Source organism: Alsobacter sp. R-9, from assembly GCF_054612375.1.
Genome location: NZ_JBTSWJ010000011.1, coordinates 119,316 through 139,883, shown reverse-complemented (window position 1 = coordinate 139,883; position 20,568 = coordinate 119,316). Strand labels below are relative to the sequence as shown.

Below are 20,568 nucleotides of genomic sequence, written 5' to 3'. Positions count from 1 at the left end.
TCGGACAACGGGTGCGGCGCCTTCCGGGCGCCGCTCCCGGGCTGGTGCTCCAGGGCTGGTGCGGCGCTTCTCAGCCCCGGCCGGCCCAGCGGACGATCTCGGCCAGCACCTGCTTCATCGCCTGATCGAGCGCGGCGGCCGCGGCGCGGCCGTCAACCGCGGGGAGCGGCGCGGCGGCGCGGAAGACGCGCTGCGCCTGGATGCGGCCGTCCGAGCCGACCAGCTTGCCGGAAATCTCGACGACCGCCTGGGCGCCGCCGCCCCCGGTCTGGACCCCGAAGAAGCGGATCTCCGAGGTCAGCGCCACGTCGGCCGACAGGCCGCCGCCGGCGCGACCGACGGCGCGGCCAGTGTTCTCGAAGCTCTGGACGATGCGGCTCTGAAGCAGGCGCGGCAGGCGGTCCGACCACTGGACGCCGGGCAGGAAGCTCACCGAGCCGTCGGCGCCGCGCACGAGGATGCGATCCGACTCCAGGGTCTGGAGGGCCACCGGTTCGGCCACGACGAGGAGGCGCCCTCCGGGCGACGCCTTCCGCGCGCCGTCCGGCACGGAGAGATCGAAGGTCTCCGGCGGGGACTGGAACGAGCCGCAGCCGGCCAACGCGAGCGCCGCCACCGCAGAGGCGCCGAGCAGCAGTCCGCGGCGCGTCGAAGAGACGCCGGGATGTGACGGCTGACGATGGAGGGAGGGCGCGGTCAGGGCGGGATCCGGGCGGTTTGGGGACTCAGGGCTTGCCTCGGTATTCAGGGATGGACGGCCTGCTGCCGAAAAGCAACTGCTGTGGATTGCTCTCGAAGCTGCGCAGCGTGCGGTTCAGTTCGTTGAGCGTGCGCTTTCCCTCCGCCGTCAGCTGCTCGAAGTCGCGCAGGCCAGGCCCTGTGACCTTGCCGAAGCCGGCGGTGATCTCGGCGGTCCGCTTGTCGAGGTTGTCGGCGAGCTTGCGGATCGACTGGGCCATTTCGCTGATCTGCGTGATGGCGCCCTTCGTCTCCGGCGATCCGATGACGCTTTCCGCGCTGGCGAGCAGCCCGTCCACCTTGTCGGCCGACCGGTTGAGCTTCTCCGAGAGTTCCGTCGCGTTGCGGACGATCTCGTCCACCTTGCCGCTGTTGGCGCCCAGCGAGGTCGCGAAGCGGTCGATGTTGTCGATCGTGCGGGCCACCTTCGTGCCGTCAACGCCCTTGAGGGCGCCGTCGAGCGACTTCAGCGCCGACCCGGCATCCGCCAGCACCGAATCGATGCGGTCGCCGGCCTTGTTCAGCTTGGCGGTGAGCTCGCTGGTGTTGCGCAGCACCTCGTCCACCTGCTGGGCGTTGTTGCCGAGGACGGCGGTGAAGCGGTCGAGGTTCTGGACCGTGCGGCCGACCGACTCCGGGTTCATCGCCCGGAACAGGTCGCTCGCCTCGTTGATGGCCGACTCGAGGACCTGCGACGATCGGTTGAGGCGGCTGGTCAGCGTGGCGGCATCCGAGAAGATGCCGGCGATCCGGTCCTTCTCCTGGGCGAACGCCGTCGTGACCTCCTGCAGGTTGGAGATGATCTTGCCGACGTCCGCGGGGTCGACGCCCTTCACGATCCGGTCGATGTTCTCGGAGAGGCGCTGCAGGTCCACGGAGAGGGCAGCGATCTTGTCGGCGGCGTTGCCGGTGGACGACAGGAACTGCGCCACGCCCTGCGAGTTCTGCGCGAGCGCGTCGGAGAACGTCTCGACGTTGCGGACCGTGCGGCTGATCGAACCCGCGTTGTCGGCGAAGAGCGCGTCCGCCTTCGCCAGCACGTCGTCCGCCCGCTTGGCGAGGCGCTGGGCGCTCTCGAGGAGGTCCTGGAAGTCCGAGCGGTCGGCGTAGATGACCGGCGGCTGCTTGCCGTCCGTCGAGACGAGCGGCTTGGCGCCGGGGCTCCCGCCCGAGAGCTGGATGGAGGCGACGCCCGTCAGGCCCTGGAACTCCAGCCGGGCGCGCGTGTCGACGTTCATCGGCGTCGTGGCATCCACGTCGATGCGCGCCACGACCTTGCTGGGATCGTCCGCCTGCAGCTGCAGCGCCGTCACCTCGCCGACCCGCAGGCCGTTGTAGAGCACCTGTGCGCCGCGCGAGAGCCCGGAGACCGAGCCGTTGAAGATCACCCGGTAGGTGACGAGCTTGGTCGTCGCGTCCTTGCCGGAGAACCAGAACACGAAGCCGAACGCCGCTGCCAGCACCGCGAGCGTGAACAGGCCGATGAGGGCGTAGTTGGCGCGGGTTTCCATCGTCTCCTCAGCCGTGGGTCTCGGCGGGCGCCGCGCCCACCAGCTTCTGGGCACGCTTGCCGTGGAAATAGGACTGCAGCCAAGGGTCCGTCGAGGACAGCATGGTCTCGATGGATCCTGCGGCGATCACCTTGCCGTTGCCGAGCGCGGCGATGCGGTCGCAGACAGAATAGAGGCTCCCCAGATCGTGCGTCACCATGAACACGGTCAGGCCCAGCGTTTTCTGCAGCGTCGCGATCAGTTCGTCGAAATCCTGCGCGCCGATCGGGTCGAGGCCGGAGGTCGGCTCGTCGAGGAAGACGATCTCCGGATCGAGCGACAGCGCGCGGGCCAGCGCCACGCGCTTGATCATGCCGCCGGAAAGCTCGGACGGGCGTCTCTCGGCGACATCGGGCTTCAGTCCCACCATCTCGAGCTTGAGGATCGCCAGCTCGTCCATCAGCCGGTCCGACAACTTGAGATACTCGCGCATCGGGACCTGCACGTTCTGCTTCACGCTGAGCGAGGAGAACAGCGCCCCCTGCTGGAACAGCACGCCCCAACGCCGTTCGAGGAGGCGCCGTTCGGGCGGCGCGAGGGCGTCGAGGTCCTGCCCGAACACCCTGATCGAGCCGGACTGCTTCTTCACCAGCCCGAGGATCGTGCGGGTGAGCACGGACTTGCCGGCGCCGGACGCCCCGACGAAGCCCAGAATCTCGCCGCGGAAGACGTCGAGATCGAGGCCGTTCATGACCCGCTTCTCGCCGAAGGCGACGACGAGGTCGCGGACCTCGATGATCGTCTCGCGCGATCCGGCGGGGGAGGGTGGGGTCGAGCCGTTGCCTTGCGCCATCCCGCCCTCAGTACCGGATGGCCGCAAAGAACATGGCGAAAAGGCCGTCGACCACGATCACCATGAAGATGGCCTTCACCACCGAGGACGTGACCTGCCGGCCAAGCGATTCTGCCGATCCCTTCACGGCGAGGCCCTCGATCGTGGCGATGACGCCGATGACCAGCGCCATGAACGGCGCCTTGATCAGGCCGACGAGGAAGGTGTTGAGCCCGATGGCGCTCTGCAGGCGCGACAGGAACACGTCCTGCGAGATGTTCCCGTAGACCCAGGCGACGACCCCGCCGCCGAACAGCGCGGCGATGTCGGCCAGGAAGGTCAGCAGCGGCATCGCTATCATCAGCGCGATGATCCGCGGCAGCACCAGCACTTCCATGGGATCGAGGCCCATCACGCGCAGGGCGTCGATCTCCTCGCGCATCTTCATCGAGCCGATCTCGGCCGTGAAGGCCGAGCCCGAGCGGCCGGCGATCATGATCGAGGTCAGCAGCACGCCGAGCTCCCGCAGGGTGAGGATGCCGATCAGGTCGACGACGAACGCGGTCGCCCCGAACTTCTGGAGCTGGAAGATCCCCTGCTGGGCGACGATGCAGCCGACCAGGAAGGAGATGAGCGTGATGATGGGCACGCTGCGCAGGCCCACCGCCTCCAGGTGGTAGATGACGGACGTGTAGCGGAACCGAGAGGGCTGGACGATCGTGCGGCCCATCGCCGCGACGAGGGCGCCGAGGAACGAAACGCCGCCCACGACGTCCTTGCCCGAATCGACCACGGCCTCGCCGACGTCGGCAAGAAGGCCGACCACCGGCGAGGAGGCCGGCGGCTTGACCGACCCCACGTCGTGGAAGGCCACCTCCCGCAGCAGGATGCGGTGCTCCTCGCGCAGCCCGACATAGCGGACGGTCGAGCCGGTCTGTTCCGCATCATGACGCGCGCGGTCCACGACCCAGGCGCCAAGGGTGTCGAGCCGCTCCACGCCCGTGAGGTCGAGGAGGACGCTGCTGCTCCCCGCCGCGGCGCTGACCACGCCGAGCCCCGCGACCTCCACCTGCTCGCCCTCGCTCGACGTCCACATGCCGGAGAGCAGCACGCGCGCCTCCCCGCCATGCTTGTCGATCGAGAACTGCGGAGCGCTGGCCATCGGCGATCGCTGATCCTGCCCTTGAGACCACGGGGTTGGACTCCTATCGTGCGCGCCGGACCGAGTCGAGCAAGCCCCCGGGGGCTTTCGGCCGCGGACGGAGCGCCCATGGCCCGAACCCTCACCGTCGCCGTCGAACGTTTTCCGATCGCCGGCCGCTTCACGATCTCGCGGGGATCGCGGACCGAGGCGGTCGTCCTGGTGGTCACGGTGACGCAGGACGGCACCGCGGGCCGCGGGGAGTGCGTGCCCTATGCACGCTATGGGGAGACCGTCGAGAGCGTCGCCGGCCAGATCGAAGCCGTTCGGCCGTTGCTCGAAGCCGGGCTCGACCGGCAGGGGCTCGTGGCGGCGATGCCCGCCGGCGCCGCGCGAAACGCGCTCGACTGCGCCCTGTGGGACCTCGAAGCCAAGGTCGCGAGGGTTCCCGCCCACGTGCTTGCCGGCATCGACCGGCTGTCGCCGGCCACGACATGCTTCACGATCAGCCTGGGGTCGCCTGCCGAAATGGCGGAGAGCGCCGCCAAGGCGGCCGACCGGCCCATTCTCAAGGTCAAGCTCGGCGGGGGAGAGGACGATCCCGCCCGCATCGCGGCGGTGCGCGACGGGGCGCCCGATGCGGAACTGGTCGTCGACGCGAACGAGGGCTGGTCCGCGGCCACGCTGGCGCGCCAGTTCGACGCTTGCGCGAAGGCAGGGGTCCGCCTCGTCGAGCAGCCGCTCCCGGCCGCGGACGACTCGGCGCTGGAGGGCACGTCGTGGCCCGTGCCCGTCTGTGCCGACGAGAGCGCCCACGGCATCGACACCCTTCCGGCGGTCGCCCGGCGCTACGCGGCGATCAACGTGAAGCTCGACAAGACAGGAGGCCTGACCAGCGCGCTGTCGCTCGTCGCGGCGGCGCGGGGGGAGGGGCTCGACGTCATGGTCGGCTGCATGGTCGGCACGTCGCTCGCCATGGCACCCGCCATGCTGCTGACGCCGCAGGCGCGGTTCGTCGACCTCGACGGGCCGCTGCTGCTTGCGCAGGACCGGCCGGGCGGCCTGCGGTACGACGGAAGCCTCGTGCATCCGCTGTCGAGAGCGCTGTGGGGATGAGCCGCGGTCCCTTGCGGAACGGGGCACCCGGTGGTGCTGTGTCGGCAGGCCTCCCTGCGGGGCCTGACCGCGATTCGCCACGCCCGGCGGGCGCCGACAGGGGTTTCATGGCCGAGGACAAGCCGCCTGCGCTGACCGCCGCCGATTACGACGCCATCGAGGCGGCCGTGATGGAGACCGCACGCGGCCGCTGGTTCCTCACGGAGTACGCGCGGCGCAACCGCCATTCCGACACGACCACCCTGCTGAGGGCCCTCGACCGCATCGAACAGGCGATCACGCGCGAGAAGCCGGGCGACGATGCCCTGCGGTTGCGGCGCGAGCTGCTCGACATGGCCGATCACGTCGCGCGGGCCCGAAAGGACATCGCGGGCTCGATCGTGGAGGCCGCGGAGGGCTCCCCCGGTCCGCCGCTCGCGGAACGGGCGTTCGAGGATCTCCTCGCAGCCGCCGAGAAGGCCGACACGGACGTGTTCAACGCCGCCGAGCACGTGCAGGAGATCGCGTGGTCGCTGCGCGACGGCCGCGCCGATCCGGTTCTCCTCGACGATCTCAACCGACAGGCCCTGGAGATCTATCGCGCCTCCAATCACCACGCCCTGACGACGAACCGCCTGCGGTCCGTTCTGGCGACGCTGAAGTTCGTCGAGAGCCGCATCCAGGCCATCATCCACTCGTGGTCGTCGGACGTGGCCGTCATCGAGACGATGGCGCCTGTCGCCTCGCCCGACAACCGCCGTGGGACGGTGCTCGACCAGGCACCGGCGCGGATCAAGGACGACATCGCCTTCGTCGAGCAGCGGGCACGCCACCCGCGCCAGCCTGCGCCGGCGCCTGCGGCCCTTCCGGCCGCACCGGCCCAGCCGCGGCCCGATCCGGCGCCGCGCACCGAACGCCTCGACCCGCGCGCGGCGCCCTTCGCCGCGATCGACGCGTTGTCGACGGAGGACAAGATCGCCCTCTTCTCGTGAGCGGGAAGGGGATCGCCAAGCACGGGAGACCGCACATGGATCTGGGTATCGCCGGCCGCAAGGCCATCGTCTGCGCCTCGAGCAAGGGACTCGGGAAGGGCTGCGCACGCTCGCTCGCGTTGGCGGGCTGCGAGGTCGTCATCAACGGCCGGAACGCCGAGGTGCTGAACGCGACGGCCCGTGAACTCGAGGCGACGGGCGCGCGGATTATCCCCGTCGTCGCCGACGTCAGCACGCGCGCCGGCCAGGATGCGCTTCTCGCGGCCTGCCCGGAGCCGGACATCCTCGTCAACAACAACGGCGGGCCGCCGCCGAAGGGCTTCCGGGAGATCGACCGGCCGGCAATGATCGAGGGCGTCATCCAGAACATGGTCACGCCGATCGAACTGATCCAGCGGGTCATCGACGGGATGATGGCGCGCGGGTTCGGCCGCATCATCAACATCACGTCCGCCTCCGTGCGCACGCCGCTGACGGGCCTGGATCTGTCCTCTGGCGCCCGTGCGGGCCTGACGGCCTTTCTCGCCGGTGTCGCGCGCGAGGTCGCCCACGCGGGCGTGACCGTCAACGCCATCCTGCCGGGCGCCTTCGACACGGACCGGCTGCGGAGCGGGACGAAGCGCATGGCGGACCTGCGCGGCGTCGATCCCCAGACGGTGACCCAGGAGCGGATCGCGACGATCCCCGCGCGCCGCCTCGGAAACTCCGAGGAATTCGGCGAACTGTGCGCCTTCCTCGCCAGCCAGCAGGCGGGCTACATCACGGGCCAGAGCATCCTCATCGACGGCGGCGCCTTCCGCACCGTCGTGTGAGGCCGCGGGCCGCGACGGCACGGCCCAGCTCCAGGTTGCATTCGGGGCTGGGTCGGTCGACGTTGACCTGTCGCAAGGTCGACCCTGGCCGCTGGTCCTAGGGTCGTCGTGCAACCGGCTACAGGAGGTCCCCCATGTTCAAGCACATCCTCGTTCCCGTCGATCTCGCCGAGATCGAGGTGTCCCGCCCGGCGCTCGACAAGGCGGTCGCGCTCGCCGCCATCACCGGCGCCAACGTGCGGCTGGTCTATGTCCGCTCGATCATGCCGGTGACGTTCATGGAGTACGTGCCCCCGTCTTTCGACGAGGAGCAGCAGGGCCAGTGCGAGAAGGAGATCGCCGACCTCGCCGCCACCGTCGCTTTGCCGAAAGGGTCGGTCACGACCAGCGTGCGCATGGGCTCGGTCTACAACGAAGTTCTCGCCGAGGCGAAGAAGGTCGAGGCCGACCTGATCATCGTGGGCTCGCACCGTCCGGGCATGGCGACCTATCTGCTCGGATCGAACGCCTCCACCATCGTGCGGCACGCCGAGTGCTCGGTGCTGGTGGTTCGCCAGCCGGCCTGATCGTCGCCGCGGCGTCTTCGGCCGGGCGCGTCAGGCGCCCGGCAGCACCGCGTCGGGGACGGCGTCCGGCGTGAAGGACGCCGGCCGGTTCCGGGTCGCCATGCCCCACGCCTGCCACGCGAATGGCACCAGGAAGAGCAGCGCGAGCGCCGACAACGTCCAGGCACCCTGTGTCGCGCCCCACAGGACCGCGGCGGCGAGCCCCGCGCCGGTGAGGGCTCCCACCGCCGTTGCAGCGAGCCAGACGGGCCGAGGCTTCCCTGCGACGAGTTCCACCGCAGGATTGGCCCGCCCCGCGCGCGCCACCAGGTCGGTGACGAAGGCGCGGTAGTCGGCGTCCTGCCGCTCGACCTCGAAGTACGTCCGCCACGACAGCGACCCGAAGGTCAGCGTCTTGCCGTCCGCGAGGCGGATGACGGCCTTGAAGCCGTGGGACGTGATGTTGGTGGGCGCGAAGGTGAGGCGGATCGCGACGATGTCGCGGTAAGGCACCCGCTTGTTGCGCAGGCCACTGTCCGCGTAGAGCGTCTCGGGCTCCAGCCGCCATGTCACCTCGGGCCCGAACGGGCGCGGGCGCTGCCGGTAGACCGGATCCTCGGTGATGTCGCGGGTTTCCGCCTCGGCCGCGTCGCTCACCGGGCCAGCGCCTTCATCGCGCCGTCGAGGCCTTCCAGCGTCAGAGGGAACATCCGCCCCTCCATGAGGCCCTTCAGCATCTGGATCGACTGCGTGTAACCCCACTGGGTCGGCTTCACCGGGTTGATCCACGCCGCGCGCGGGAAATGGCCGAGGACACGCTGCAGCCAGACCTGGCCCGCTTCCTCGTTCCAGTGCTCGACGGAGCCCCCGGGAGCGACGATCTCGTAGGGGCTCATGGACGCGTCGCCGACGAAAACCACCCGGTAGTCCGACGGATAGGTGCGGATGATGTCCCAGGTCGGCGTGAGGTCCTGCCGGCGGCGGCGGTTTTCCTTCCAGACCCCCTCGTAGAGGCAGTTGTGGAAGTAGAAGTGGTCCATGTGCTTGAACTCGGCGCGGGCGGCGGAGAAGAGTTCCTCCACCTGGCCGACGTGCCAGTCCATCGAGCCGCCGATGTCGAAGAACAGCAGGACCTTCACGGCATTGCGGCGTTCCGGGCGCATCTGCACGTCGAGGAAGCCGTGGCTCGCCGTCTCGCGGATGGTGGCGTCGAGGTCGAGTTCCTCCGCCGCGCCGGTGCGGGCGAACTTGCGCAGGCGCCGCAGCGCGATCTTGATGGTACGTGTGCCCAGCTCGACGGTGTCGTCGAGGTCCTTGAACTCCCGCTGGTCCCAGACCTTCACCGCCCTGAAGTTGCGGTTGCCCTCCTGGCCGATGCGCACCCCCTCCGGGTTGTAGCCGTAGGCGCCGAAGGGGGAGGTGCCGGCCGTGCCGATCCACTTGTTGCCGCCCTGGTGGCGGCCCTTCTGCTCGCGCAGGCGCTGCTCCAGCGTCTCCCAGAGCTTGTCCCAGCCCATCGCCTCGATCTGCGCCTTCTCCTCCTCGGTCAGGTGCTTCTCGGCGAGCTTGCGCAGCCACTCCTCGGGGATGCCGGCGATCTCCGCCTCCCCCTGCTCGGCGGGCGAGGACAGGATGCCGCGGAAGGTCTGGGAGAAGACGCGGTCGAACTTGTCGAGGTTGCGCTCGTCCTTGACGAGGCAGGTGCGCGCAAGGTGGTAGAAGCCGTCGGGCGACAGGTCTGTCACCGACTTCTCGAGCCCCTCCATCAGCACGAGATACTCGCGCAAGGTGCAGGGCACCTTCGCGTCGCGCAGGTTGGAGAAGAAGGTCAGGAACATGGCACGATTGTCGGCCGGATGCGGGCCCTCGACAAGCCGCCGGCCGCTCAGGGCCGGCGGTCGTCGATGACGCGGTAGTCGGCGTCGATCACGCCGGCGGGCGCCTCGCGCCGCTCGAGGTCGGCTGCGGCCTCGTCGAAGGCGCGCTTCAGCCGCCAGCGCGCGATGAGTGCGCCGCCGATGGCGATGGGGGCGAGGACGAGCGCGATCCCCAGCCCCAGCACGAGGATGACGAGGCCGATGGCCACGGCGGCCGCGCCGGCGAGCCCGACGGCCCAGCCCGGAATGGTCGCCGTCCCGATGCGGCCGGTGGACGAGCCGCTGATGATCCTGATCATGACAGGCCTCCCAACGCGGTCAGGTGGCCCCGCCAACCCGTCCTGTCAAGGTTCAGAACCCCTCCCGGGCGCCGGAGCTCGGCGGGAGACGGCGGCGATTGTAGTAGGGCCCGCCCCCGTTGTTGCCCGGATCGTAGCCCCAGCCGAACGTGTAAGGGGGGCGACTGAAGGGCGTTCCGTCATAGTCGCGCCAGCCGTAGGGCCGCGCCACGCGGTAGCGCGGGCCATAGTAGTAGGACCAGCGCGGCCCATGCCGCCGGTAATGGCGCACGGGCGTCGGGGATGTGCCGGCCTCCACGAGTGCACGGACCGGTGGCGAGATCGGCGTGGCCGGAGATGCGGGCGCGGCGAATCCGATGGCCAGCAGGGCGAGGGGGAAAAGCAGGATACGCATGACATCCTCCGCGATGAGGCGGGTTTACGGTGTGGACCGGCAACGCCCGGAGCGGCCGGGCGGTTCTCGGTGCGCCTTGCCGGAGCATTGCGCGGCGGGTAGAGCCGCCTTGGGAGGTGGCCCGATGAGCGGACCGAGGACGCCCTTTCGCGTCGCCGTCGTGGGCGGCGGGCCGGCCGGCCTCATGGCCGCGGAGGCGCTGGCAACAGCCGCTGCACCGGGCGAACTGCGGGTCACCGTGCACGACCACATGCCCTCGCCGGCCCGCAAGCTGCTGATCGCGGGGCGCGGCGGCCTCAACCTCACCCATTCCGAGCCGCTGGACCGTTTCCTGGGCCGCTACGGGGCCGCGATGCCGTGGCTGGAGCCCGCCGTCCGCGGCTTCGACGCCGAGGCGACCCGCGTCTGGGCGGCGGGCCTGGGGCAGGAGACCTTCGTGGGATCGAGCGGGCGCGTCTTTCCGGTCGCCTTCAAGGCGTCACCGCTGTTGCGGGCGTGGCTCGCGCGGCTCGGCCAGCTCGGTGTGACCCTCCGGACCCGATCCCGCTGGATCGGTCTGGATCCGGACGGCCGGCTCCGCTTCGCATCTGGTCCTGAAGGGACAGAGATCGTGGAGGATGCGGATGCCGTGATCCTGGCCCTCGGCGGCGGCAGCTGGGCCCGACTGGGCTCGGACGCCGGCTGGGTCCCGATCCTGCGCGGATGGGGCGTCGCGGTCAGCGACTTCGCGCCCTCGAATTGCGGTTTCCTCGCCCGCTGGAGCCCGGATTTTTCGGCGCGGTTCGCGGGCCAGCCGGTGAAGGGCGTGGCGCTGTCGCTCGAAGGCCGCTCGTCGCGGGGCGAGATCATGATCACCGCCGGCGGACTGGAGGGCGGCGCCGTGTACGCGCTCTCCGGCCTTATCCGCGACCGCATCGCAGGCGAGGGCGCGGCGACGTTGCATGTCGACCTGAAGCCCGACCAGACCGTCGAACGGCTCGCCGAGCGCCTCGACGCCGCGCGGCCGGGTGAGAGCCTGTCGACCCGCCTGCGCAAGCGGCTGAACCTCTCTCCCGCGGCCGTGGGGCTCCTGCGCGAGTCCACGGGCCGGCTGCCTTCCGACGCGTCGGCGCTGGCGGCGCTCGTGAAGGCCGTCCCCGTCCGGCTCGTGGCGACGGCGGGCCTGGAGCGGGCGATCTCGAGCGCCGGGGGAGTCGCGGCGGATGCCTTCGATCCGTCCTTCATGCTCAAGGCCCGGCCGGGTGTGTTCGTCGCGGGCGAGATGCTGGACTGGGAGGCGCCGACGGGCGGCTACCTGCTGCAGGCCTGCCTCGCCACGGGGCGCGCCGCGGGGCTCGGAACGCTGGCATGGCTGAGGAGCGGGGGCCGCTTGTCCCTGGCCCACCCGGCGCCGCTTGCCGCGGGGAGGGGCGGGTCCTAGGTTGCGGTGACGTTCACGGGAACAACCGCATGCGCTTTCAGGGCACCGACAGCTACGTCGCCACCGAAGACCTCACCGTCGCCGTCAACGCGGCGATCGTGCTGGAACGTCCGCTCCTCGTGAAGGGGGAGCCCGGCACCGGGAAGACCGTGCTGGCCGAGGAAATCGCCTCCGCGCTCAAGGCCCCGCTGATCACCTGGCACGTGAAGTCGACGACGAAGGCGGCGCAGGGCCTCTACGAGTACGACGCGGTGTCACGGCTGCGCGACAGCCAGCTCGGCGATCCCCGCGTCTCCGACATCCGCAACTACATCCGCAAGGGCAAGCTCTGGGAGGCATTCGAGAGCGACGCGCGGCCGGTGCTGCTGATCGACGAGATCGACAAGGCCGACATCGAGTTTCCCAACGACCTGCTGCTCGAACTCGACCGCATGGAGTTCCACGTCTACGAGACCGGCGAGACGGTGAAGGCGGCGCGCCGTCCCATCGTCGTGATCACGTCGAACAACGAGAAGGAACTGCCGGACGCGTTCCTGCGCCGCTGCTTCTTCCACTACATCCGCTTTCCCGACACGGAGACGATGGAGCGGATCGTCGAGGTGCACTTCCCCGGCATCAAGAAGCGACTGGTGGGGGAAGCGCTGCGCATCTTCTTCGAGGTCCGCGAGACGCCCGGGCTTCGCAAGAAGCCGTCCACCAGCGAACTGCTCGACTGGCTGAAGCTGCTTCTGAACGAGGATATCGGCCCCGATACGCTGCGCGAGCACGACCCGAAGAAGCTCATCCCGCCGTTGCACGGAGCGCTCCTGAAGAACGAGCAGGACGTGCACCTGTTCGAGCGCATCGCCTTCATCGCGAGGCGGGAGGGGCGCTGAGATGAAGCGCCTCGTCATCTTCCGCCACGCCAAGGCGGTGCCGCACGGCGCCGCGCCGGACTTCGACCGGGCCCTGGCGGAGCGGGGGCTGGGTGACGCCGCCGCAACGGGGCGTTATCTCGCCGAGGAGCAGATCCTGCCGGACCTCGCGCTGGTCTCCCCCTCGCTGCGCACGCGGCAGACGTGGGAGCAGGCCGCGCCGGCACTGGGCCCCGTCCCGGTGCAGTTCGAGGACGACATCTACGACGCCTCGACCAACACGCTCATGGCCATCGTCCGGCGCACCCCCGCTTCCGTGCGGACGCTGGTGGTCGTCGGGCACAATCCGGGCATGGCGCAACTTGCGCGCGACCTCACGGGCCATGGCGACCGCTATGCCTTCGCACGCATGCGGCAGAAGTTCCCGACCTCGGGTGTCGCCGTCGTCGATATCCCGGTCGAGAACTGGGCCGACATCGCGTTCGGGGCGGGCCGCCTCGATCGTTTCGTGACGCCGGGCGGCGACGAGGACTGAGCCGCCAGGGCGGCGCCGTCGACAACCGGGCCTGCAATCCCCACATTGCGGGGACCGGAAACGGACTGAGTCCCGCCTTTGCCGTCCTTCAGCGACATCACTCTCGACCTCAGGATCGCGGCGCAGGCGTTCGCCGACAGCGTCACGGACCTCGCGAGCCCGACCCTGCGGCTCGGCGTGACCGGCCTCTCCCGGTCGGGAAAGACGGTCTTCATCACGGCGCTGGTGCACGCGCTGACGCGGCAGGCGCGCCTGCCCGTCTTCCGGGCCATGTCGGAGGGACGGATCCGCAAGGCGACGCTGTCGCCGCAGCCGGACGATGCAGTGCCGCGCTTCGCCTACGAGGACCACCTGCGCGACCTGACGGCGGGGCTCGACCGCCGGTGGCCAGAGTCGACGCGCCGCATCTCCGAGTTGCGGCTGGTCATCGAGTATGAGAGCCGCACGTCGTGGACGTCCGGACCGAAGACGCTGACGCTCGACATCGTCGACTATCCCGGCGAGTGGCTTCTCGACCTCGCCCTTCTGGACAAGGACTTCGCTACGTGGTCGCGGGAGGCGCTGGCCGCCGCACGCCTGCCGGAGCGGGCGGACGCCTCGGCGCCGTTCCTCGCCCGGCTCTCCGAGGCACCGGCCGACGGGCCGGCGGACGAGACCACGGCGCGCGAACTGGCCGACCTGTTCCGCGCCGCGCTGGTCGCGGCGAGGGCCGAGCCCCTGTCGTTCTCGGCGCTGCCGCCCGGCCGCTTCCTGATGCCGGGGGACCTGGAGGGCTCGCCGGCGCTGACGTTCGCGCCCGTCGACCTCGGGGAGGGGCAGGGGGGCTCCCGCGGGTCGCTCGCCGCGATGATGGAGCGGCGCTACGAGGCCTATCGGGACCATGTCGTGCGGCCGTTCTTCCGCGACCACTTCGCCCGGCTTGACCGGCAGGTCGTGCTCGTGGACGTGATGGCGGCGCTCAACGCCGGGCCGGCCGCCGTGGCCGACCTGCAGCGGGCGCTGGAGGATGTGCTCGGCGCGTTCCGCACCGGGCGCAACTCACTGATCTCGTCGATGCTGCGCCCCCGCATCGACCGCGTCCTCTTCGCCGCAACGAAGGCGGATCATCTTCACCACACAAGCCACGACCGGCTGGAAGCCGTTCTGGGACTGCTCGTGGAGCGTGCTCGCTCGCGGGCTCTCCACCTCGGCGCGCGTGTCGACGTCGTGGCGCTCGCCTCCGTGCGGGCCACGCGCGAGGTGAGGCTGACGGAGCGCCGCCAGGAGATCGACGCCATCGCCGGCGTGCCCCTGGCCGGCGAGACCATCGGCGGCGACACGTTCGACGGGGTGGCCGAGGCGGCCGTTTTCCCCGGCGAACTGCCGGCTGATCCGGCGGTGGCGCTGGCGCGGGCCGGCCTTGACGGTGCGGGGCTGCGCTTCGTCCGTTTCCGCCCGCCGATGACGGCCCGCGCCAGCGATGGCGGCCCCGGGCCGCTGCCGCACATCCGGCTCGACCGGACGCTCGAGTTCCTGGCAGGAGACCGCCTCTCATGAGCAAGGCGCCCCGGGCCTTCCGTCTCGATGGCAAGCCGTCGGCTCCTCCCGAGACGCCGGTTGCGGAACCGTCGGGCTTCACGCTGCAGGAGACGGACGACGAGGCCGCGTTCCTGCGCGAGGAGGACAGGGTCGTCGCCAAGGAGGAGCACCAGGCCGAGCTGGGGCTCGGGCGGCGGCTCTTCGGGTGGGGCGGCGTGCTCGCGGGCTCGCTGGGCGGTCTGCTGCTGCTTTGGCTCGGCGCGAGCCTCGAGGCCTTCATCACCGATCTTCTCGCCCGCAATACCGTGGCCGGCGCAGTGGCGCTGGCGCTCGCGGCACTGGCGGCGCTCGCGGTGGTCGTGCTCGCGGGGCGCGAGATCGCCGGGATCGTGCGGGCTCGTTCGATCGCGCGCCTGAAGGAGCGCGCAGAGGCGGTCCTCGCGTCGGACGACGGGCGGGCGGGGCGCGCCGTGCTCGACGAACTGCACTCGCTTTATGCCGGGCGGCCGGACACCGCACGGGCCCGGGCGCGCCTCGCGGCCGCCTCCGACGACGTCATCGATGGTGCCGACCTCATCCGGCTGGCGGAGCGCGAGCTCCTTGTCACGCTCGACCATGAGGCTCGCGCGGCGGTGATGGCGGCGGCGCGGCGTGTCTCCGTCGTGACGGCCATCTCCCCCCGCGCCATCGTCGATCTGGTCTTCGTGGCCGCGCAGGCGCTGCGGCTGGTGCGGCGGATCTCGGAGATCTACGGCGGCCGGCCGGGCGTCCTGGGCTTCCTCCGCCTGCTGCGCGCCGTCGGCGCGCACCTTGCCGTCACCGGCGGCATGGCGGTGGGGGAGGGGCTCGTGCAGCAGGTGCTCGGCCACGGAATCGCCGCGCGACTTTCGGCGCGGCTCGGAGAGGGCGTCCTCAACGGCCTGCTGACGGCGCGGGTCGGGCTGTCCGCCATCGCCGTGTGCCGGCCGCTTCCCTTCGCCGCCGAGCCGCCGCCCACCATCACGGACGTGGCGTCGATCCTCTTCTCGACGGAAGGCCCGGCAAAGCCTGCCCGGTAGAGTGTCTGCAACCGGCGCATTCTTCCGCAATTCCAGGCTGTTGTTCCTGATTTCATTGATGTTTTGGCTGGCACCCGGCTTGCGGCGGGACAGGCATTCTTTTGTTCGTTCTCGCTCCGGACTGCCGGGGCGCCCATCCAGAAGGATGATTGCCGATGTCCATCTTCAACGCCCTCGTGAATGCCGTGACGGGCCTGCAGGCGCAGTCCTACGCCCTCGGCAACATCTCCTCGAACATCGCGAACTCCCAGACGACGGGCTACAAGCGCGTCGACACCGGCTTTGCCGACATGGTGACCACCGCCCCGCTTCGGCAGCAGAACGGAGGATCGGTCGCAGCCTTTTCCCGCAGCACGAACGGCCTCGCCGGAACGCTCTCCGAAACGCGCGTGCCGACCCATTTCGGCCTCAACGGGGAGGGGTTCATCGCCGTCCGCGAGCGGATCGACGGAACCAGCGCGGTCCCGACCTTCTCCGCGTCCACGCTCTTCACCCGCCGGGGAGACTTCACGGTCGACCGCAGCGGCTATCTCGTCAACGGCGCGGGCCATTACCTTGTCGGGAATCCGCTGGATCCCGAAACGGGCTCCGTCATCGGTGGACGGCCGGACGTGATCAAGGTGACCGAGGGGCGAATGCCCGCCCAGGAGACCACGACCGTCTCGTTCAGCGGCAACATCCCGGCATCGCCCGCGACGGCACGGGCCGCGGGAAGCGGCGGCACCTCGGACCTCTGGCTGGATGCCGGTGGCGTGGCGCCCGCCTCGGTCTCCCCGGCGACGACGCCCAGCGCGTCCTCCTTCGCCCGAAACTCGATCGCCGGCCCCTCGCTGACGCTCTACGACACGCGGGGGAACCCGGTGGATGTATCGATGCGGTGGGCCAAGACGTCCGAAACCGCTGTCGGCTCGACATGGGGGCTCTATGCGCAGACGGGCCCGGGTGAATCGGTCGATCTCGCGGGCTGGTCGCGCGCCGCCACGGTCGCGTTCGACAGGGCCGGCCGCATGACCGCTCCGACCGAGCGCGTGTCCATGGACCTGTCCTCCCTCGGCCTTGGTTCGGCGGTCGCCCTCGACATCGCCGGAAAGGTCACCCAGTTCGCCGACACGACGGGCCAGATGAAGCTCGACCGCATCGACCAGGACGGCGCCGCGATGGGGGATTTCGACAGTCTCTACGTGAGCGACGACGGGCGGGTGATGGCCCGCTACACGAACGGCGAGGCCCGCGGACTCGCCCAGATCGGCATCGCCCAGTTCCGCGCCCCGGACATGCTCGAGCGCGGCAGCGGTGGCACGTTCGCGGCCACGGTCGATTCCGGCGATCCTCTGTGGGGAGCCGGCACGACGACCATCCAGTCCGGTTCTCTGGAAGGCTCCAACACCGACATCGCCGACGAGTTCTCGCGGCTGATCGTGACCCAGCAGGCCTATGCCGCCAACACCAAGGTCATCTCCACGAGCCAGCAGATGCTGCAGGACACGCTGAACGTGGTTCGCTGAACGCCGCCTTTCCCGGCCGGCAATTCTTGCCGGGCGACTGCGCGAGGAGGGCGGAATGTTCCGGAATGGCGTGGTGAATCGGATGTTAATGATCTGTTATTGCTGGGAAATTTCGCTGGCACACCTCTTGCGGTTGCATCCTCGAATTCTTGCGAGCCCGGCGCGTGTGCTGCGCCGGCCCGCCGAACGAGGAAAGGTTCGCCGCATGGGTATCTTCGGTGCGATGATCACGGCCGTGACCGGGCTCAGGGCCCAGTCCTACGCGCTGGAAAACATCTCGGGCAACATCGCCAACTCGCAGACGACGGGCTTCAAGCGCGTCGACACCAGCTTCGAGGACCTCGTCCCCAACCTGCCGGTCCGCCAGCAGTCGAGCGGCGCGGTGTCCGCGTTCTCGCGCGGCACGAACACGATCGACGGTCCGCTCAACTCCACGGGTGTCGGCACGAACATCGCGCTCAGCGGCGAGGGCTTCATCGTGGTGCGCGACCGGGCGGACTACGTCGGCGGTCTGCCCACCTTCTCCGCTTCGAACCTCTACACCCGCCGCGGCGATTTCGAGCTCGACAAGAACGGCTTTCTCATCAACGGGGCCGGCAACTACCTCGTGGGCTACCAGGTGGATCCGACGACCGACACGATCGTCGGGGGCGCGCCTGACGTGCTGCGCTTCACCAACGACCAGGTGCCGGCGCGCGCCTCCACGACCATCACTTACCGCGCCAACCTGCCGGCCAAGCCGCAGACGGCGAACACCGACAGCACGGTGCCCAACTCCGAGCTGATCACCGCGACCGGCTTCACCGTCGACCCGCGCGGCAACACCGGCACGGTGACCGCGGCGGAGGAGACCTCCTTCCTCAACCAGACGATCTCGGGCGGCAGCGTCACCATGTACGACCCGCTCGGCAACGCCATCACGGCGCAGCTGCGCTGGGGCAAGTCGGCGAGCGTCGCCAGCGGCGGCACCGACACCTGGGAGCTGTTCTACATGACCAACTCAAACGCCACGGGCGCGCAGGTGAAGTGGGCCAACGCCGGCTCCAACTTCACCTTCAACTCCGCCGGGCAGCTGACGTCGCCGACGAGCGTCAACATCACCAACATGACGATCGACGGCACCAACCTCGGCACGATCGCGTTCGCGCCCGGGGCCGGCGGCCTGACCCAGTTCGCCGACATCAGCGGCCAGTTCAAGCCGACGGCGCTGAACCAGGACGGCTACGCGGCCGGCTCCCTGCTGCGGCTCGCCATCAACGACGCCGGGCGCGTCCAGGCGGTCTACTCGAACGGCCAGACATCCTCGATCGCGCAGATCGCGGTGGCCCAGTTCAACGCCGACAACATGCTGAAGAGGCGTGACGGCGGGACCTTCGAGGAGACGCTGGAGTCGGGACAGCCGCTCTACGCGCCGTCCTCGACCTCCGTCATCAGCGGCACGGTGGAAGGGTCCAACACCGACATCGCGGAGGAATTCTCCAAGATGATCGTCACGCAGCAGGCCTACTCGGCGAACACCCGCGTGGTCACCACCTCGCAGCAGATGCTGCAGGATGTCCTCAACATCATCCGGTGAATCCGGGTTCGGCTGAAGGGCCGACGGTGTCCCCATGAGTCTGAGCAGCGCCCTCACGAATGCCCTGTCGGGCCTGCGCACCACGCAGGCCCAGATCCAGGTCATCTCGAACAACGTCTCGAACGTCGACACGCCCGGCTACACCCGCCGACAGGCGACGGTGCAGGAGGTCGCGGTCGACGGCTTCGGCGCCGGCGCCCGGGCGACCGGCGTGCAGCGGGCGCTCGACGAGATCCTTCAGCGCGAGCTGCGGGCAGAGACGTCGGGTTCGGGCTATACCGCGATCCGTGCCCGTATCACGGACCAGCTGCAGGCTCTGTTCGGCACCCCCGGATCCTCGAGCGCGCTGACCTCCGTCATCGACGGATTCACCAAGGCCCTCCAGGACCTCGCCAACGACCCCGCGTCGTCGACCGCCCGCACGCAGGTGCTGTCGACCGCTCAGTCGCTGGCCAACACCATCGCCGGCGTTTCGACGGGCATCCAGGACCTGCGCACGCAGGTCGAGCAGCAGATCGGCGCCGACGTGAAGCGCGCCAACGAGTTGCTCTCGGCGATCAAGGACGCCGACCGCCGCGTGTCGGAGACGCTGGGACAGGAACCCTCGCTGCTGGACCAGCGCGACGCGCTCATCAACGAGCTCGCCAAGCTCATCGACGTGCGCACGCAGCAGAACGCCGACGGCTCGGTGGTGCTGACGACGCAGGCCGGCCTGCGCCTCTACGGCAACGGGCAGGCTGCGACGCTGAACTTCGATGCCCGCGGCCTGCTCGGCCCGTCGTCCCTGTACACGAGCGGGACCGGACGGGGCGTGGGCACGATCACCGTGACCAACGGCGGCGGCGCGATCGACGCCATCGCCCAGGGGCTCATTCGCTCCGGCGAGATCGCCGGCCTTCTGGAGCTGCGCGACAAGACGCTCGTCGATGCGCAGGCGCAGATGGATGAGCTTGCGGCGTCCCTGGCCTCCTCGCTGTCCAACCGCACGCAGGCGGGCACCGCGGCCACCGCCGGCGCGTTCACCGGCTTCGACGTCGACCTCACGGGCATCCAGCCCGGCAACGTCGTCACCCTGACCGCGACGGTGGGCGGTGCGACCCGAACCTTCTCGCTGGTCCGCGTCGATGCCGGCGGAACGCTGCCGTCGAACGCGACGCCGGACCCGAACGACACCGAGATCGCCTTCGACTGGTCCGCCGGCCCCGCAGCCGTCGCGGCGGCGCTCGACACGGCGCTGGGCGCGGGCTTCACCGTGTCCAATCCGTCCGGCAACACGCTTCGCATCGTCAACGACGGGACGGCCGGCACGAGCGTCACGGGGCTGTCCGCCTCGATCAGCACGACCGGCCTCACCGGCGACGTCGCGCTGCCGGTGTTCGTGGACGGCGGGACGAGCCCGGCCAGCGTCTTCACCGGCTCCTTCCAGTCCGGCTCGCAGAAGACTGGGCTGTCGTCGCGCCTGATCCTCAACCCGGCCCTGAAGGCGGATCCCAGCCGGCTCGTCGTCTACTCGACCTCGCCGCTCACGCCCTCGGGCGACTCGACGCGGCCCGCGTGGATCCTGAACCAGCTGACGCAGGCGTCGCAGGCGTTCTCGCCGCAGGCCGGGATCGGCGGGACGTCGTCGGCCTTCACCGGCAGCGTCGTCGACTATGCCCGCCGCGTCGTCGATGCGCAGGGCGAGGTCGCCGCCTCGGCCGCCCGGCTCGACGAGGGGCAGAAGGTGGTGCAGGCCTCCATCGACAGCCGCTACTCGCAGGCCACGGGCGTGAGCATCGACCAGGAGCTCGCCCAGCTCGTGCAGATCCAGAACGCCTATTCGGCCAACGCCCGTCTCATGAGCGCCGTGCGCGACATGATGGACCTCCTGATGAGGATGTGAGGCAC

The 20,568-nt window shown here is 70.0% G+C and carries 20 protein-coding genes; 12 read left to right on the top strand and 8 right to left on the bottom strand.

The features are described from left to right. Nucleotides 1-70: 70 nt before the first annotated feature. From ACX9GQ_RS17925 to ACX9GQ_RS17910, 4 genes are all read right to left on the bottom strand, one after another. A complete protein-coding gene (locus ACX9GQ_RS17925; RefSeq protein ID WP_459630940.1) occupies nt 71-616 on the bottom strand; it encodes an ABC-type transport auxiliary lipoprotein family protein in 546 nt (181 codons plus the stop codon). A gap of 109 nt (nt 617-725) precedes the next feature. Beyond that, nucleotides 726-2,249: an MCE family protein gene (locus ACX9GQ_RS17920; RefSeq protein ID WP_459630939.1), complete on the bottom strand. Its 1,524-nt coding sequence runs from the start codon at nt 2,247-2,249 to the stop codon at nt 726-728. Between the two features lie 7 nt (nt 2,250-2,256). Next, a complete protein-coding gene (locus ACX9GQ_RS17915; RefSeq protein ID WP_459630938.1) occupies nt 2,257-3,081 on the bottom strand; it encodes an ABC transporter ATP-binding protein in 825 nt (274 codons plus the stop codon). Nucleotides 3,082-3,088: 7 nt separating this feature from the next. Next, a complete protein-coding gene (locus tag ACX9GQ_RS17910; protein ID WP_459630937.1) occupies nt 3,089-4,222 on the bottom strand; it encodes an ABC transporter permease in 1,134 nt (377 codons plus the stop codon). Nucleotides 4,223-4,330: 108 nt separating this feature from the next. On the opposite strand from ACX9GQ_RS17910, the gene dgcA reads away from it, so the two are divergent. The 4 genes from dgcA to ACX9GQ_RS17890 all read left to right on the top strand — a co-directional run bounded on the left by dgcA (nt 4,331) and on the right by ACX9GQ_RS17890 (nt 7,666). Then, nucleotides 4,331-5,317, top strand: coding sequence for an N-acetyl-D-Glu racemase DgcA (gene dgcA, locus ACX9GQ_RS17905; RefSeq protein WP_459630936.1), 987 nt, complete (start codon nt 4,331-4,333; stop codon nt 5,315-5,317). 107 nt (nt 5,318-5,424) lie between these two features. After that, the gene (locus ACX9GQ_RS17900) at nt 5,425-6,288 is read left to right on the top strand and encodes a hypothetical protein (RefSeq protein WP_459630935.1); all 864 of its coding nucleotides are present in this window, start codon (nt 5,425-5,427) and stop codon (nt 6,286-6,288) included. A 35-nt stretch (nt 6,289-6,323) separates the two neighbouring features. Continuing rightward, complete coding sequence (locus ACX9GQ_RS17895; RefSeq protein ID WP_459630934.1) at nt 6,324-7,100, top strand: SDR family oxidoreductase; 777 nt, start codon at nt 6,324-6,326, stop codon at nt 7,098-7,100. 134 nt (nt 7,101-7,234) lie between these two features. Further along, entirely contained in the window at nt 7,235-7,666 is a 432-nt protein-coding gene (locus ACX9GQ_RS17890; RefSeq protein ID WP_459630933.1) for a universal stress protein, read from the top strand. 30 nt (nt 7,667-7,696) lie between these two features. Here ACX9GQ_RS17890 and ACX9GQ_RS17885 read toward each other — a convergent pair whose 3' ends face one another. From ACX9GQ_RS17885 to ACX9GQ_RS17870, 4 genes are read right to left on the bottom strand one after another with little or no spacing between them, the layout of a single operon-like run. Next, nucleotides 7,697-8,302, bottom strand: coding sequence for a hypothetical protein (locus ACX9GQ_RS17885; RefSeq protein ID WP_459630932.1), 606 nt, complete (start codon nt 8,300-8,302; stop codon nt 7,697-7,699). Continuing rightward, nucleotides 8,299-9,483: a vWA domain-containing protein gene (locus ACX9GQ_RS17880; RefSeq protein WP_459630931.1), complete on the bottom strand. Its 1,185-nt coding sequence runs from the start codon at nt 9,481-9,483 to the stop codon at nt 8,299-8,301. The genes ACX9GQ_RS17885 and ACX9GQ_RS17880 overlap by 4 nt, the downstream gene beginning before the upstream one ends. Before the next feature lie 47 nt (nt 9,484-9,530). Continuing rightward, nucleotides 9,531-9,821: a hypothetical protein gene (locus ACX9GQ_RS17875; protein ID WP_459630930.1), complete on the bottom strand. Its 291-nt coding sequence runs from the start codon at nt 9,819-9,821 to the stop codon at nt 9,531-9,533. Nucleotides 9,822-9,873: 52 nt separating this feature from the next. Then, nucleotides 9,874-10,215, bottom strand: coding sequence for a hypothetical protein (locus ACX9GQ_RS17870; RefSeq protein ID WP_459630929.1), 342 nt, complete (start codon nt 10,213-10,215; stop codon nt 9,874-9,876). Nucleotides 10,216-10,339: 124 nt separating this feature from the next. Here ACX9GQ_RS17870 and ACX9GQ_RS17865 point away from each other — a divergent pair, with 124 nt between their 5' ends. The 8 genes from ACX9GQ_RS17865 to flgK all read left to right on the top strand — a co-directional run bounded on the left by ACX9GQ_RS17865 (nt 10,340) and on the right by flgK (nt 20,563). Continuing rightward, a complete protein-coding gene (locus ACX9GQ_RS17865; protein ID WP_459630928.1) occupies nt 10,340-11,635 on the top strand; it encodes a TIGR03862 family flavoprotein in 1,296 nt (431 codons plus the stop codon). 29 nt (nt 11,636-11,664) lie between these two features. Next, nucleotides 11,665-12,510 carry an AAA family ATPase gene (locus ACX9GQ_RS17860; protein WP_459630927.1) on the top strand — a complete coding sequence of 282 codons (846 nt, stop codon included), beginning with the start codon at nt 11,665-11,667 and terminating at the stop codon, nt 12,508-12,510. A 1-nt stretch (nt 12,511) separates the two neighbouring features. Then, nucleotides 12,512-13,024: a SixA phosphatase family protein gene (locus ACX9GQ_RS17855; protein WP_459630926.1), complete on the top strand. Its 513-nt coding sequence runs from the start codon at nt 12,512-12,514 to the stop codon at nt 13,022-13,024. A gap of 78 nt (nt 13,025-13,102) precedes the next feature. After that, nucleotides 13,103-14,560, top strand: a complete 1,458-nt coding sequence (locus ACX9GQ_RS17850; protein ID WP_459630925.1) for a YcjX family GTP-binding protein — start codon at nt 13,103-13,105, stop codon at nt 14,558-14,560. After that, entirely contained in the window at nt 14,557-15,600 is a 1,044-nt protein-coding gene (locus ACX9GQ_RS17845; RefSeq protein WP_459630924.1) for a YcjF family protein, read from the top strand. Before ACX9GQ_RS17850 ends, ACX9GQ_RS17845 begins: the two co-directional genes overlap by 4 nt. Nucleotides 15,601-15,755: 155 nt before the next feature. Next, nucleotides 15,756-17,105 (top strand): flagellar hook protein FlgE, encoded by a 1,350-nt coding sequence (locus tag ACX9GQ_RS17840; protein WP_459630923.1) that lies wholly within the window; start codon nt 15,756-15,758, stop codon nt 17,103-17,105. Between the two features lie 205 nt (nt 17,106-17,310). Next, nucleotides 17,311-18,681, top strand: a complete 1,371-nt coding sequence (locus ACX9GQ_RS17835) for a flagellar hook protein FlgE (protein WP_459630922.1) — start codon at nt 17,311-17,313, stop codon at nt 18,679-18,681. A 34-nt stretch (nt 18,682-18,715) separates the two neighbouring features. Next, complete coding sequence (gene flgK / locus ACX9GQ_RS17830; RefSeq protein ID WP_459630921.1) at nt 18,716-20,563, top strand: flagellar hook-associated protein FlgK; 1,848 nt, start codon at nt 18,716-18,718, stop codon at nt 20,561-20,563. Nucleotides 20,564-20,568 lie beyond the last annotated feature (5 nt).